13 protein-coding genes are annotated in these 15194 nt (G+C 58.9%); 4 read left to right on the forward strand and 9 right to left on the reverse strand.

Annotation, left to right across the window (positions count from 1 at the left end; all coding sequences use genetic code 11):
• Positions 1-66: 66 nt before the first annotated feature.
• Positions 67-1074: an AraC family transcriptional regulator gene (locus ACRER8_RS21475; protein WP_431748201.1), complete on the forward strand. Its 1008-nt coding sequence runs from the start codon at positions 67-69 to the stop codon at positions 1072-1074.
• 203 nt (positions 1075-1277) lie between these two features.
• On the opposite strand, the gene ACRER8_RS21480 is transcribed toward ACRER8_RS21475, so the two are convergent.
• Positions 1278-1991, reverse strand: a complete 714-nt coding sequence (locus tag ACRER8_RS21480; RefSeq protein WP_431748202.1) for a Crp/Fnr family transcriptional regulator — start codon at positions 1989-1991, stop codon at positions 1278-1280.
• Positions 1992-2096: 105 nt separating this feature from the next.
• Here ACRER8_RS21480 and ACRER8_RS21485 point away from each other — a divergent pair, with 105 nt between their 5' ends.
• The gene (locus tag ACRER8_RS21485) at positions 2097-2633 is read left to right on the forward strand and encodes a DUF962 domain-containing protein (protein WP_431748203.1); all 537 of its coding nucleotides are present in this window, start codon (positions 2097-2099) and stop codon (positions 2631-2633) included.
• 135 nt (positions 2634-2768) lie between these two features.
• On the opposite strand, the gene ACRER8_RS21490 is transcribed toward ACRER8_RS21485, so the two are convergent.
• From ACRER8_RS21490 to dibA, 6 genes are all read right to left on the reverse strand, one after another.
• The gene (locus ACRER8_RS21490) at positions 2769-3758 is read right to left on the reverse strand and encodes a sulfate/molybdate ABC transporter ATP-binding protein (RefSeq protein WP_431748204.1); all 990 of its coding nucleotides are present in this window, start codon (positions 3756-3758) and stop codon (positions 2769-2771) included.
• A 3-nt stretch (positions 3759-3761) separates the two neighbouring features.
• On the reverse strand, positions 3762-4634 hold the full coding sequence (cysW, locus tag ACRER8_RS21495; RefSeq protein WP_431748205.1) for a sulfate ABC transporter permease subunit CysW: 873 nt from the start codon (positions 4632-4634) through the stop codon (positions 3762-3764).
• Positions 4635-4646: 12 nt separating this feature from the next.
• Positions 4647-5468: a sulfate ABC transporter permease subunit CysT gene (cysT, locus tag ACRER8_RS21500; protein ID WP_431748206.1), complete on the reverse strand. Its 822-nt coding sequence runs from the start codon at positions 5466-5468 to the stop codon at positions 4647-4649.
• A gap of 255 nt (positions 5469-5723) precedes the next feature.
• Entirely contained in the window at positions 5724-6734 is a 1011-nt protein-coding gene (locus tag ACRER8_RS21505) for a sulfate ABC transporter substrate-binding protein (protein WP_431748207.1), read from the reverse strand.
• A gap of 175 nt (positions 6735-6909) precedes the next feature.
• Positions 6910-7092, reverse strand: coding sequence for a sulfur starvation response protein OscA (oscA, locus tag ACRER8_RS21510; protein ID WP_081565193.1), 183 nt, complete (start codon positions 7090-7092; stop codon positions 6910-6912).
• A gap of 274 nt (positions 7093-7366) precedes the next feature.
• Positions 7367-9310, reverse strand: coding sequence for a phosphodiesterase DibA (gene dibA / locus ACRER8_RS21515; RefSeq protein WP_431748208.1), 1944 nt, complete (start codon positions 9308-9310; stop codon positions 7367-7369).
• Positions 9311-9490: 180 nt separating this feature from the next.
• Between dibA and desA the strand changes: the two genes are divergently transcribed.
• Both desA and ACRER8_RS21525 read left to right on the forward strand, forming a co-directional pair.
• Positions 9491-10675 carry a delta-9 fatty acid desaturase DesA gene (gene desA / locus ACRER8_RS21520; RefSeq protein ID WP_431748209.1) on the forward strand — a complete coding sequence of 395 codons (1185 nt, stop codon included), beginning with the start codon at positions 9491-9493 and terminating at the stop codon, positions 10673-10675.
• 139 nt (positions 10676-10814) lie between these two features.
• The gene (locus ACRER8_RS21525; protein WP_431748210.1) at positions 10815-11792 is read left to right on the forward strand and encodes a GGDEF domain-containing protein; all 978 of its coding nucleotides are present in this window, start codon (positions 10815-10817) and stop codon (positions 11790-11792) included.
• 280 nt (positions 11793-12072) lie between these two features.
• On the opposite strand, the gene gabT is transcribed toward ACRER8_RS21525, so the two are convergent.
• Both gabT and gabD read right to left on the reverse strand, forming a co-directional pair.
• The gene (gabT, locus tag ACRER8_RS21530) at positions 12073-13353 is read right to left on the reverse strand and encodes a 4-aminobutyrate--2-oxoglutarate transaminase (RefSeq protein ID WP_431748211.1); all 1281 of its coding nucleotides are present in this window, start codon (positions 13351-13353) and stop codon (positions 12073-12075) included.
• A gap of 177 nt (positions 13354-13530) precedes the next feature.
• Positions 13531-14973 (reverse strand): NADP-dependent succinate-semialdehyde dehydrogenase, encoded by a 1443-nt coding sequence (gene gabD, locus ACRER8_RS21535; protein ID WP_431748212.1) that lies wholly within the window; start codon positions 14971-14973, stop codon positions 13531-13533.
• Between the last annotated feature and the right edge of the window lie 221 nt (positions 14974-15194).

Raw genomic sequence — 15194 nt, forward strand, 5'->3', positions numbered from 1 at the left:
TGCCGTGCGGAGCGTTAAACCGCGCGACCGTGGACGCCAACCTGTTGACCGGAAGCGCCAATCTATATGTCTGGGCCGAGCATTCTCGCCAGCTGGACCCGCGCCCTGCGCAAGCAACTCGACGCCCTTGGGCTCGACAGTCTCGCGTTGAGTCAGGCTGCGGGTCTTGATCCGCAATTGATGGATGATCCCAACGCGCGCTATCCGGTAACAGTCACCACGCGTCTGTGGCAGTTGGCGGTGGAGGCCAGCGGCGACCCGGCATTGGGTTTGCGGGTTTCGCGCTTCGTCAGCCCGACGACGTTTCATGCGCTCGGTTACGCGCTGGTGGCCAGTGGTTCTTTGCGTGAGGTGTTCGAGCGCATCGTGCGTTATCACCCGGTGGTCAGCGATGCGCTGGACCTGAGCTTCGAGCGGGTTGGCGACTGTTATGAGTTTCGTTTTCGGGTGCCCGATGGCGCACCGATGCCCGCCAACGAGGCCATGGATGCCTTCGCGGCGATCTACGTGCGAACCTGCCGCAACCGATTGGGCCGCCATTACGCGCCGCTTGCGGTGCATCTGATTCGTCCGCAGCCCGCGGACCCCAAGCCCTGGCACGACGTGTTTCGTGCACCGCTGTTCTTCAGCGCGGCGGAAAACCTGCTGGTCTTCGCATGTGCCGACTTCGACAGTCACCTGGACGACGCCAACCCCGAACTCGCCCAGCACAACGAAACGGTGCTCGATCGCGCGCTGGAAAAGCTCAGCCCACTGACCTGGGAACGCAAGGTGCGGGGCGCAATCGAAGCCCAGTTGCCCGAGGGCGAACCTTCTGCGGATCGTATCGCTCAACACTTGCATCTGAGCCTGCGCAGCCTGCAACGGCATCTGGCCGATGAAGGCTGCAGCTACGATCTATTGCTCAATCAGTGTCGACAGAATCTAGCGCTGCAGCACATGCGCGACCCCGGCAGTTCGCTCAGCGAAATCGCTTATCTGCTGGGCTTTGCCGACACCAGTAGCTTCAGCCGCGCGTTCAAGCGCTGGACCGGCATGACCCCCAGCCAGTATCGGGATGGGATGCTTCGCTGAAGGTAATTCGCGGCCCGCTAACGCAGGTCCCTGTAGCGGCGGCTTGCCAGCGGGAGACGGCGTGTCTTCTCATCTCCTCAACAGACACACCGCGCCGCTGGCAAGCCATGCTGCTACAGCTGAACTGCGCCACTAATACCTGTTCGACGCAGCTCGTCGATTCAACACACTGATGCAATCGTGATCGCGGCAATCACACGTCGTCATGCGCTCAGTTGCGTCAGCCGGTGGCGCGCGGTCCTACGCAGCTTGTCAATGTCCAGCACGCTGATGAAATCATGGTCTCTGCGAATGATCCTGCGTTCGGCGAACTGCCCAAGCACGCGGTCGACCACTTCGGGCGCCAGGCCCAGACACCGTTTGGATGCCAGCTCGTGGACCGAGACGATGCGCACCGAACGGTCGATCTCGCCATAGCCCTCGGAAAGCATCAACAGGCGAAACGCCACGCGCTCATCGGTCGGCAGCAAAGTCATTTGATCGAGCTGCGGAACGCCCGAGCCCAACTTGCGCGCCAGCAATTCACCGAACCAGCGCCAGTATCGCGGGTTCTGTTCCAGGATTTGATTGAGCGGCGCCTGAGGCATCTGCAGCAGGATGACCTGATCTTCGGCGTAGACGTCGTGCCGTCGCGGGCGGTCGTCGAACAATGACACCTCCCCGAACCAGTAAGGCCGCATTGAGGTTGACTGCGGGGCGAGCCATTGGCGTTGCTGTTTGATCTCGCCGAAGCGGATGGAGCCTGCGAGCAGCGCGTACAGGCCGCACGCAGGCTCGCCGCGTTTGAGGATCAACTTGCCGGGTGTGACCCGCCGCTGCCGCATGCCCAGGAGCAGGCTATCCTGCAGGGAAGCGGGTAAATCGTTGAACCAGTGATCGTTGATCAACCACGAGCGCCATTGCGTTCCATTCGTCACGTGAATCTCCTTTTTCTTGTTGGCGATTTGTTGCAGGCTGAGCCAACCGCTGGGCCCCGCCGAAAAAACCAGCGGCATGATCCACGCAACAAGGGAGGAATAACAATGAAAAACCTCATCGATCATCTCAGCCAATACGCGGCTTACCACCGTGATACCCGAAATATCGTTACCCACTTCGTCGGCATTCCGCTGATCGTATTGGCCGTGTCCGTGCTGCTCTCGCGGCCTGGCTGGAGCAGTTGGTCATTGAGCGAGCTGTGGCTTTCACCGGCCCTGCTCGCGACTGTCGCGGCCACGCTGTTCTATCTGCGACTCGACAGGCCGTTCGGCATCGCCATGGGTATCGTGTTGGTGTTTTTCCTGTGGATCGGCGCACACCTGGCGCAACAGAGCACGCTGGTATGGCTCGGCTCAGGCGTCGGGCTATTTGTCGTAGGCTGGGTGATTCAGTTCGTCGGTCATTATTACGAAGGCCGCAAGCCGGCGTTCGTCGACGACCTCACAGGCCTGATCATCGGCCCGCTGTTCGTGGTGGCGGAAGCGGCGTTTTTGCTAGGGATGAGAAAGAAGTTGCAGAACAGCATCGAGGGCAAGGTGGGGCGTACGCATAAGCGGAACACGAAGAAAGCCGCTGTCTAGTGAATCCGCTTCTGTCGGCGAAGCAGCCGGCTTGCTGGCAAAAGCAGTGTTTCAGTCACCATAAATGTCGACTGTCACGATGCATTCGCCAGCAAGCTCGCTCCTACAAGGTTGCGCGCTCGATCGGGCTTGGGATCAAACGTTTTCAACTTTCTGCCAGACCTTCGGCATGAAGAACAACGTCTCCCCGCGCGCCAGGCCGATCAGGCTGTCGTGGTCCTTCACCACTTCGGCCTCGATCAGATCCGGCTGACCTTCGACTTTCAAAGTCACGCGAGTGGTCGCGCCCAACGGGCGGATGTCGCGGACTTCAGCGGCGTGATGCCCTTCCACCTCATGGCGCGACAACGACACCTCATGAGGACGGAACAACACATGGTTGTCCTCGCCCAGATGCAGGCGGTTGGAGTCGCCGAGGAAGTGATAGACGAAATCGCTGGCCGGGTTCTCATAGACCTCACCCGGTGAGCCGATCTGCTCGATCACGCCCTTGTTCATCACCACGATACGATCAGCGACTTCCATCGCCTCTTCCTGGTCGTGGGTCACGAATACAGAGGTCAGGTTGATGTCTTCGTGCAGCCGCGCCAGCCAGCGACGCAGCTCCTTGCGCACCTTGGCGTCGAGTGCACCGAATGGCTCGTCCAGCAGCAACACTTTCGGCTCCACGGCCAGTGCGCGAGCCAGGGCGATACGCTGACGCTGACCGCCGGACAACTGCTCCGGATAGCGGTCGGCCAGCCAATCCAGCTGCACCATGTTCAACAGCTCGTGCACTTTCACGGCGATCTGGGATTCGTTCGGACGCTGGTTCTTCGGCTTCATGCGCAGGCCAAAGGCAACGTTGTCGAACACCGTCATGTGGCGGAACAGGGCGTAGTGCTGAAACACGAACCCGACATTGCGATCGCGCACATCGTGGCCGGAAACATCTTCTCCGTGGAACACGATGTTGCCTTGATCGGGAGTTTCCAGCCCGGCAATGATGCGCAGCAAGGTCGTTTTGCCGCAGCCTGAGGGGCCGAGCAAAGCCACCAGCTCGCCACTCTGGATGTCCAGATTGATGCTGTTGAGGGCCTTGAAAGCGTTGAAATTCTTGCTGACGTTACGGACTTCGATCGACATGGATTATTCCTCCGCCGCGCTTTGGCGCAGACGGCTAATGCGCGCTTCGCTCCACTGCTTGAGCAGCAGGATGAACAGCGCAAGGATCAATAACAGGCTCGCCACGGCAAATGCAGCCACGTGGTTGTACTCGTTGTAGAGAATCTCGACATGCAGCGGCAGGGTGTTGGTCACGCCGCGAATGTGGCCGGACACCACCGACACCGCGCCGAACTCGCCCATCGCCCGCGCGGTACATAGCACCACGCCGTAGATCAGGCCCCATTTGATGTTCGGCACGGTCACATGCCAGAACATCTGCCAGCCATTGGCGCCCAGCAGCCGTGCGGCCTCTTCTTCCTGCGTGCCCTGCTCCTGCATCAGCGGGATCAACTCACGGGCCACGAACGGCACGGTCACGAAGATTGTCGCCAGCACGATACCCGGCAGCGCGAAAACGATCTGAATGTCGTGATCCTGCAACCACGGCCCGAAAATGCCACGGGCGCCAAACATCAGGATGTAGACCAGACCGGCGATCACCGGCGAGACCGAGAATGGCAGGTCGATCAACGTCACCAGAACTGCTTTGCCACGGAACGAGTACTTGCTCACACACCAGGCCGCCGCGACACCGAACACAACGTTCAAAGGCACGGAGATCAGCACCGCATACACGGTGAGCTTGAGTGCCGACAAGGCATCAGGCTCAAGGATCGCCGTGAAGAAGCCGCCCAGACCGTTTTTCAGGCCCTGACTGACGACCACGAACAGCGGTAACAACAAAAACAACGCAAAGACCAGCCACGCAAGACCGATCAGAATGCGCCTCGACACCGCACTGCCACGGCGGGCAGCGTTGGCGGAGGAAGCGGCAATAAGCGATGGACCCGACATAAGTGCGCCTCCTCAGTTAGGGGTTTCGATGCGTCGCTGCAGCAAGTTGATCAGCAGCAACAGAATGAACGACACCACCAGCATCATCACACCGATGGCCGTGGCGCCCGCGTAGTCGTATTGATCGAGCTTGACCATGATCAGCAGCGGCAGGATTTCGGTTTTCATCGGCATGTTGCCGGCAATGAAGATTACCGATCCGTACTCACCTACGCCACGGGCGAACGCCAGTGCGAAACCGGTCAGCCAGGCTGGCAGCAACGCGGGAACGAGAATGTAGCGGAACACCTGGATCGGCCTTGCGCCAAGACACGCCGCGGCTTCTTCGACTTCACGGGGAATATCGGCCAATACCGGCTGCACCGTGCGCACCACGAACGGCATGGTTACGAAGGTCAGGGCCAGGGTGATGCCGAAAGGCGTATAGGCGATCTTGATGCCGAGGTCCGTGGCGAACTGTCCGACCAGGCCCGCTGGTGTGTACAGCGCAGTCAGCGCGATACCGGCGACAGCGGTGGGCAGTGCGAACGGCAGATCGATCATCGCGTCGATGATCTTGCGCCCCGGGAAGGTGTAGCGCACCAAGACCCAGGCCAGCAGCGTCCCGATGATGCCGTTGATGATCGCCGCATAGAACGCCGTGCCGAAGCTCAACCTGAGTGCGGCGAGCACGCGGGGTGCGGTGACGATATTCCAGAACTGCGCGGCGCTCAGCTGGGAGGCATGGATGAACATGGCCGCAAGCGGTATCAGCACAATCAAGCTGAGGTACACCAAGGTGTAGCCCAGCGTCAGCCCGAAGCCGGGTATGACGGGGGATATGCGTCGAGACATAAAGGTCCTTGGTTAACACACGTAACCCGGAGCAAGTCCGGGTCGTTTGGTTCCGATGTAGGCGCGGCGAAATCTAGCAGAAAATACAACCGGTGCCGCAGCGCCTTATTGTCTATCAAGCGTCCTGCAAACACCGATCTGTAGCAGTACGGTTTGCCGCCGGTAGCGATCTTTCGAATGTCGCCGCCGGCAAGCCGTGCTGTTACAGGGAGTGCTGCGCGGTAGCATCCCGGCTAATGGCAATCCTCCACCGATTTACTTCGGAATGTAGATCTGGTCGAAGATGCCACCGTCGTCGAAGAATTTAGGCTGTGCTTCCTTCCAGCCGCCGAAGTCCTTGTCGATGGTCACCAGATCCAGTTTCGGGAACTGCTTCTCGTACTTGGCCGCGATTTCCTTGTCGCGAGGACGGTAAAAGTTTTTGGCGGCGATTTCCTGGCCTTCCTTGCTGTAGAGATGCTTCAGGTATTCGGTAGCAATTTCCGTAGTACCGTGCTTCTCGGCATTCTTCTCGACGACCGCCACTGGTGGCTCCGCCAAGATCGACAGCGAAGGTACGACGATGTCGAACTTGTCAGCACCACCGTCTTCTTTCAGAGACAGGAACGCTTCGTTCTCCCAGGCCAGCAGCACGTCGCCCAAGCCATTGTTGGTAAAGCTGATGGTTGCGCCGCGCGCACCGGTATCCAGCACCGGAACGTGCTCGAACAGCGTTTTGATGTACTCCTTGGCCTTGGCTTCGTCACCACCGTTGGCTTTCAGGCCGTAGGCATAGGCTGCCAAAAAGTTCCAGCGAGCACCGCCGGAGGTCTTCGGGTTTGGCGTGATGACTGCAACGTCTTTTTTGACCAGGTCGGCCCAGTCATGGATGCCTTTAGGGTTGCCCTTGCGCACCAGGAACACGATGGTCGAGGTGTACGGGGTGCTGGCGTCCGGCAATTTGGTCTGCCAGTTTTCAGGGATGGATTTGCCCAGCTTCGAGATTTCGTCGATATCACCGGCCAGGGCCAGGGTCACTACGTCAGCTGGCGAGCCATCGATGACCGAACGGCCTTGCTTGCCCGAGCCGCCATGGGACTGGTTGATCTTGACGGTGTCGCCAGGATGGGATTTTTTCCAGAAGTTGACGAATTCGGCGTTGTAGTCCTGATACAGCTCGCGGGTCGGGTCATAGGACACGTTCAGCAGAGTGAAATCCTTTGCAACAGCGGAACCGGCAAACACGGCGCTGGCGAGCGCAGCCAGTGCGTAACGACGAATGGACATGAATCAAGCTCCTGGAATTATGTGTTGTTGGTTTTTCTAGTTTTGATTTTGGTGCTGCGAAAACCGAATCGGGTATCTCGCCTGTGTCAGCTCGGCCGAGCGGCGTTCCGTTTGCCGACGGTATCGATCTCAAACGCAACCGCTGGCAAGCCGGACCGCTACAGGTGAACGACGCTCAACCCTGCTGTTTGCCCGGATTCTGCAAACGGAATTTTTCCTTGCGCTCGATCTGCACCACTTGCGCGTTATGCACCGTGATTTCAACCGCGCCAAAACGCAGGTCACGCAGAGCGCTCTGAATTTCTCGCAGAATGCTTGCTTCGTCCTGGCCATCGACGCTACGTAGGGATGCGCTCATTATCGTGCTCCTTGAAAGAGTTGCCCGCAGCGGCGGTGGGAAGGCGGCTGCTCATGGCGTAGGGGGGATATTAGAGAGGCGGGGTTATTCTTAAAAATACTATTTAAGAATGCAGATATAACCAAAATGAATTTAGTTGATTTGAAAGGCATTCGACATGCCCAAGGCTCACGTCTTACCTCAGTGGGAGCGAATTCATTCGCGATGCGCCGGCGCCTCCGACACATGTATTTCGTCTGTCACATTTTTCGCAAACGAATTCGTTCTCACGGCTTCAATCGCGCACATCAGCAACCCATGGCGTTGGAAAGATCGGCGCATGTTGCCAATCGATCTGCCCCGCAGGCATCGGCCGAGCGAACCAGTAGCCTTGGCCCAGCTCACAATGGTTGTGCAGCAGGAAACCCGCCTGATCGGCATGCTCGATCCCTTCGGCCAGTACCCGCATGCCCATCGCTTGCGCCAAGGCAATGATCGCCCGGACGATAGCGATGTCGTCATCATCCTCTGGCAAGCCTGAGACGAACCCCTGATCGATCTTCAACTTTTGCACCGGCATGCGCTTTAGCCGCAACAGCGACGAGTAACCCGTGCCGAAATCATCGATCGACAGTTTCAGGCCCAATTCGCGCAAGCGGTGCATCTGCTCTATGGCCTGTTCAGGATCATCCATGACCGCGCTTTCGGTCACCTCAAGCTCCAGATATTCCGGCGCCAGGCCGGTTTCATTCAGCACCTGCGCAACCCGGCTATCCAGATCACCCCGACTGAATAGACGACTGGACACATTGACCGCCACGAACGACAGCACTACCCCATTCTCAAGCCACTCATGCATCTGCCGGCAGGCCTCGGTCAGCACCCAGCGATCGATATCGTCGATCAGCCCGTTCTGCTCGGCGACGGGTATGAACTCACCCGGCGGGACCATGCCACGCTGCGGATGCTGCCAGCGCACCAGCGCCTCGACCCCTTCGATACGTCGGGTGTGCAGGTTGTGGATCGGCTGATAAAACACCCGCAACTCACCCTGCGCGATGGCCCGCCGCAGTTCGCCGGCCAACTCCACGAGGCGCTGGGCATGAGCAGTCAGCTCTTCGGTGTACAAGGCATAGCGTTCGCGGCCCTGGCTTTTGGCCAAAAATAAGGCAGCATCGGCATTGCGCAGCAGTTGCTCGGCGTTCAAGGCATCGTGGGGGAAGATGCTGATGCCGATGCTCGCAGACAGAAACAACGCTTGGCCGTCGATCACAAACGGCTCACGCAGCCCGTCCAGCACACCTTGAGCCAGCTCGGCGGCCTGTACAGCTTGTTGTGGGTTTTCGATCAACACCGCAAATTCGTCGCCACCGAGTCGGGCCAGCGTCAGGCCTTTTTCCAGCAGGTGTGTCAGCCTTTCGCCGACCGCCTTTAATACTTCGTCGCCCACGTTGTGTCCGAGGCTGTCGTTGATGTGCTTGAAGTGGTCCAGATCGATCAGCAGCAGCGCCAGATTCTGCCTGTTGCGCCGGGCATGGGTCTGCGCCTGTTCGGCCCGATCGGTGAACAACAGCCGGTTGGGCAGGCCGGTCAGCGCGTCGTAATGAGCCTGATGAGCCAGCTCGCGCTCGGAATGCTTGATGGTGGTGATGTCGGAGAACACCGCGACGAAGTGCGTGATTGCACTGCGATCATCCTTGATCGAGCGGATACTTTGCCATTGCGGATAGATTTCGCCGCTCTTGCGCCGGTTCCAGATCTCGCCGCTCCATTGCCCAGCGCCGAAAATGGTCTTGTACATGCGCTCGTAGAACTCGGGGCCGTGGCGACCGGACTTGAACTTGCTGGGGGTCAGGCCCAGCACTTCGTCCTGCTGGTAACCGGTGATTTCCATGAACGCGCGGTTCACGTGGACAATCACGCCGTTGGCATCGGTGACCAGCACCCCTTCCAGCGTGCTGTCGAAAACCGCTGCCGCCAGACGCAGACGTTGCAGGTCCTCGTCTCGCCGCTTGCCGTCCTCGATGTCCAAAAAGCCGAGCAGCCTGGATCGCGCGAGGTAGACACATAACGCGCTGACGGCCAGCCACGCATAACCACTCATCAGTTGGGCGCGGGCCAGTTGAATCGAATCTCCGATCAAAAGCGGCAGTACAAAATCCGTGAACGCCAGCCACAAAATCGACAGCAGCCCATACAACAGTGCGGTTTTGAGCGCATCTCGGGTAATCGCTGACATGGAAACCAGAAGCCTTACGAAAACACGGGATTATAGAGTAAGAAATATCCTGCGACGCTTATCTAAAACGCCGACTGGTTTTATCCGGTGGCTAAGTGATAATGCGCGCTGCCGTATCAGGATCAGCGTTCAAAGCCTCCTGCACACTTGTATGCGTTACAACCGAGGGCAACACAGCCTATGTGGAACAACGGTCTGCTCGACCTGTCCGTCTGGCAATTGGTCGCAGTCATTCTGGCGATGACGCATGTCACCATCGTCAGCGTCACAGTCTATCTCCATCGCTATTCCGCCCATCGCTCGCTGGAACTCAACGCCGGGCTCAAGCACTTTTTCCGTTTCTGGCTGTGGCTGACCACGGCGCAGAACACCCGCGAGTGGACGGCCATCCACCGCAAGCACCACGCCAAATGCGAAACCGTCGACGACCCGCACAGCCCGGTCATCAAGGGATTGTCCACTGTCCTGCGCAAAGGTGCCGAGCTTTATCGCGCTGAAGCAGAGAACCCCGAGACCCTGCGTATCTACGGCAAGAATTGCCCGGAAGACTGGATCGAGCGCAATTTGTACTCGCGCTACCCGCGTCTGGGCGTGATGATCATGGGGGCGATCGACCTGGCGCTGTTCGGCGTCATTGGCATCACCGTCTGGGCCATCCAGATGATGTGGATTCCGGTGTGGGCGGCAGGCGTGGTCAATGGTCTGGGCCACGCGATTGGCTATCGCAATTTCGAATGCCGGGATGCCGCGACCAATCTGGTGCCTTGGGGGATTCTGATTGGCGGCGAAGAGCTGCATAACAACCACCACACCTACCCCAACTCGGCCAAGCTGTCGGTCAAGCGCTGGGAGTTCGATATGGGTTGGGCCTGGATCAAACTGTTCTGCTGGTTGCGTCTGGCCAAAGTGCAGCGGGTGGCGCCCATTGCCCATCGGGTCGAAGGCAAAGGCCATGTGGACATGGACACCGCCATGGCAATCCTCAACAACCGTTTTCAAATCATGGCGCAGTATCGCAAGCTGGTGATCGCGCCGCTGGTGCAACAGGAGCTGGCCAAGGCCGATGCTTCGGTCCGCCATCAGTTCCGCCGCGCCAAGCGGCTACTCTCGCGGGAAACCAGCCTGCTGGACGACAAACATCAGGTGCGCATTCAGAACATGCTGGAACACAGTCAGGCGCTGAAAGTGATCTACGAGAAGCGTCTGGCGCTGCAGCAGATCTGGGCCAGAACCAGCAGCAACGGCCACGACATGCTGGCTGCGATCAAGGACTGGGTACACGAGGCGGAAGCCAGCGGCATTCAATCCCTGCGCGACTTTGCCGACCAGCTGAAAACCTACTCGCTACGTCCTCATCACAGCTGAGCCGTTGATCGGCGCATACCTGGGCGGGTATGCGCCGGTCGGAACTTAGTGCCACTACTCCGATCTCATAATCACCTTCGCACGATGCTGTGTGACATGTTGTGGCGTGCGCCGCACCTTATTCTGAGATGCAGTGCTCATGGACAACCAGACATCCTCAATCGAGAATCCAGCCCCCGCAGAAACCCTTCTGGCACTGATGCACGCTCAGGCGGAAGTTGCGCGTCTGAGTGAACGTGAACAACTGTTCAGTTCGTTGCTGGTGAGCGTCAACGCGGTGCTATGGGCATTCGATTGGCAGACCCAGCGCATGATCTACGTAAGCCCCGCGTATGAGCGCATTTTTGGCCGCTCGGCTGGACTGCTGCTGGCTGATTACAACGAATGGCGCGACAGCATCTACCCCGATGACCTTGATTACGCCGAGCGCAGCCTGAGTGAAGTGCTGGAAAAGGGCTCTGTCGAGGACCGTGAATATCGCATCATCCGCGCCGATGGCCAGGTGCGCTGGCTGAGCGACAAGTGCTTCGTCAGCCATCAGGCCGAGCACGGCCAGCGCCTGATCGTGGTCGGCATCGCCGAAGACATCACCGAAAAGAAACATCTGGAGGACGAACTTCAGCGGCTGGCCACCACCGACGTGCTCACCCAGAGCAGCAACCGTCGCCACTTCTTCGAATGCGCCCAGCGAGAGTTCGAGCAGGCGCGCCTGCAAGGTACGCCAATGGCGTTTCTGCTGCTCGACGTAGATGACTTCAAGCTGGTCAACGACACCTACGGTCACCAGGAAGGCGACGTGGTGCTACAACGCATTGCCGAATGCGGACGCAAGACGCTGCGCCGTGGTGATCTGTTCGGAAGGATCGGCGGTGAAGAGTTCGCTGCAGTATTCATTGGCTGCGCCCCGGACATGGCCAAGCAGATCGCCGAGCGACTGCAACGGGAAATACAACGCCTGAGCTTTCAGCGCGATGACAAGACCTTCGGCATTACCGCCAGCCAGGGTTTGACGAATCTCGGCAGTCACGATCAGAGCCTTGAAGCCCTTTTCGCCCGTGCAGATGCCGCGATGTATCAGGCCAAACGGCAGGGCAAGAACCAGATTGTGTTGGTGTAGTTATCGCGTGTACCCGGTCGACCTGTGGGAGCGAATTCATTCGCGAGAGGCCAGTAAGCCGACACGCCTTTGGCACCCGGAACATCTGTCACGAATGAATTCGCTCCCACAGGTCAGGTTTCTACGCTCGAAATCATGCCACTCATTTGTTGCGCAACCGCTCGCCAATCCATGGTGCGTACGATGAGATTTCCGTACGGGCAAAAAAACCTGCCGAAGCAGGTTTTTTTTCTGAAGATCTGGTCACATGGTGATCAATCGTGACCGACTTCATTGATGATCAGGCGATCTCAGCGAAGCACTCTTCGATGATCTTCAGACCTTTGTCCAGTTGCTCGTCTGGCGAGGTCAGCGGGACCAGCACGCGCAGCACGTTGCCGTAGGTGCCGCAAGACAGCAGGATCAGGCCCTTGTCACGCGCCTTGGCAACCACTTGCGCGACTGCAGCTGCGTTTGGCTTGTGAGTGTCACCGTTTTCGAAGCACTCGACTGCGATCATTGCGCCCAACGCACGCACTTCGCCAATGACCGGATACTTGGCTTGAATGGCGCGCAGGCCAGTGACCAAACGCTCGCCGACAGCTTTGCAACGGTCCAGCAGGTGCTCTTCCTCGAATACTTCCATGACCGCGAGAGCGGCGGCGCAAGCGATCGGGCTACCGGCGTAGGTGCCGCCCAGGCCGCCGGGCGCGATAGCGTCCATGTATTCGGCCTTGCCGCAGACACCCGCCAGCGGGAAGCCACCGGCGATGGATTTGGCGAAAGTGGTCAGGTCGGCAGTGACGCCCATCTGTTCCATGGCGAAGAAAGTACCGGTACGGCCAGCGCCGGTCTGAACTTCGTCGGCGATCAGCAGGATGCCGTGCTTGTCGCACAGTTCGCGCAGGCGAGCCATGAAGGCTTTCGGCGCGACGTAGAAACCACCTTCGCCCTGAACTGGCTCGATGATGACCGCGGCGATGTCTTTCGGCTCGGCATCGTTCTTGAAGATGCGCTCGATGCTGGCGATGGAGTCGTCAACGCTTACGCCGTGCAGCTCGTTCGGGTACAACGCGCGGAAGATGCCGCCTGGCATCAGGCCCATGCCCGCCGAGTAAGGCACGACTTTACCGGTCAGACCCAGGGTCATCATGGTGCGGCCGTGATATGCGCCGGTGAAGGCGATCACACCGGCACGGCCAGTGGCTGCGCGGGCGATCTTGACGGCGTTTTCAACGGCTTCCGAACCGGTGGTGACAAGCAGGGTTTTCTTGTCGAAGTCGCCTGGGACCTTGGCGTTGATTTTTTCGCACAGTTCGACGTAAGGCTCGTACGCCAGCACCTGGAAGCAGGTGTGGGTCAGCTTGGTCAGTTGTTCTTGAACCGCGGCGACAATTTTCGGGTGCAGGTGACCGGTGTTCAGTACCGCGATGCCACCGGCGAAGTCGATGAATTCACGACCTTCAACGTCGGTAACGGTAGCATTCTTCGCGGATTCGGCGAAGATCGGGTGAATTTGACCAACACCACGCGGGACGGCGGCTTCGCGGCGTTTCATCAGGGATGCGTTTGTTTTGCTCATGGTTTCCTCATTCACCGCCTCATAGGGCGGCGTGGTTCAAGGATCAGCGGCGGGGGTCAGCAGCGGCAGCATACGATGATCGACTGCCGCGGCCTCCTGGCCAGCAAATGGGGTTATCGGTGCTGCTGAAACCTGCGGAACGTCGCTCTCGCGCCCCGCAGGTGGAATGTCGCTGCCTTAGACGCTGAGGCAGAGGTATTTGATTTCCAGATAGTCTTCGATGCCGTACTTGGAGCCTTCACGCCCCAGGCCCGAAGCCTTCACGCCACCAAAAGGCGCGACTTCGTTGGAGATCAAGCCGGTGTTAATACCCACCATGCCGTATTCCAGAGCCTCGGCCACGCGGAACACGCGGCTCAAGTTCTGAGCGTAGAAATACGACGCCAGGCCGAATTCAGTGTCATTCGCCATGGCAATCACTTCGGCTTCGTCTTTGAAGCGGAACAGCGGTGCCAGTGGTCCGAATGTCTCCTCTTTGGCAACGGCCGAGTCTTTCGACACGTTGACCAGAATGGTCGGCTCGAAGAAGTTGCCTTCCAGGCTGTTGCCACCGCTCAGCACCTTGGCGCCTTTGCCCAGCGCATCAGCAATGTGTTCCTTGACCTTGGCAACCGCTTTTTCGTCGATCAGCGGGCCGGTGGTGGTGCCTTCAGTCAGGCCGTCGCCGACTTTCAGCTTGGCGACCGCTGCTTTCAGTTTCTCGGCGAACGCGTCGTAAACCGAATCCTGCACATAGATGCGATTGGCACAGACACAGGTCTGACCGTTGTTGCGGTATTTGGAAATGATCGCGCCATCAACGGCCTTATCCAGATCCGCGTCGTCGAACACGATGAACGGCGCGTTGCCACCCAGTTCCAGCGAAACTTTCTTGATGTCGTGGGCACATTCGGCCATCAGCTGACGACCGATATCGGTCGAACCAGTGAACGACAATTTGCGCACGATCGGGTTGCTCGTCAGTTCAGCGCCGATGTCGCCAGCGCTGCCAGTGACCACGCTGAACACGCCAGCCGGAATGCCCGCGCGCTCGGCGAGTTCAGCCAGCGCCAGAGCGGAGTAAGGCGTTTGTGAGGCCGGCTTGAGCACCATGGTGCAACCAGCTGCCAGCGCAGGACCGGCCTTACGGGTGATCATCGCTGCCGGGAAGTTCCACGGGGTGATTGCAGCGGTTACGCCGATTGGCTGTTTCAGCACGATCAGACGCTTGTCCGGCTGATGGCCAGGAATCACATCACCGTAGACACGCTTGGCTTCTTCAGAGAACCACTCGATGAAGGAGGCGGCGTAAGCAATTTCGCCCTTGGCTTCGGCCAGCGGCTTGCCCTGCTCCAGGGTCATCAGGCGACCGAGATCGTCCTGGTTTTCGATCATTAGCTCGAACCAGCGACGCAGCTTGGCGCCACGCTCTTTAGCCGTTAGCGCGCGCCAGGCTGGGAGTGCCTTGTCGGCAGCTTCGATGGCACGTCGAGTTTCAGCAGCGCCCATTTTAGGCACGGTGCCCAGCGTCTCGTTGTTCGACGGGTTGTTGACCTTGATGGTCTGGCCGTTGTCGGCATCCGCCCAGGCGCCATTGATGTACGCCTGCTGGCGGAACAACTTCGAATCTTTGAGCTGCATGTCGGCCTCCTAAACAGCACCGCGCGAGGCGGAGCGAATTATTGATTATTCAAAGGCGCCTCCGGTGAGGCTGCCGTCAGGAAAACATTCGCCGGGCCCCGCACGCACGGACTGCGGAAAGCGCGGCGATCGAGCGGGAGCGTTTGAAATCTCAAACGAATCCTAGGATCAACCACTCCAAAGGACAATAGGGTGTTCGAAAAAAAGAACAAAAGCCCTTT

The sequence above is a fragment of the Pseudomonas sp. genome (assembly GCF_050739935.1).
Taxonomy (GTDB): Bacteria; Pseudomonadota; Gammaproteobacteria; order Pseudomonadales; family Pseudomonadaceae; genus Aquipseudomonas.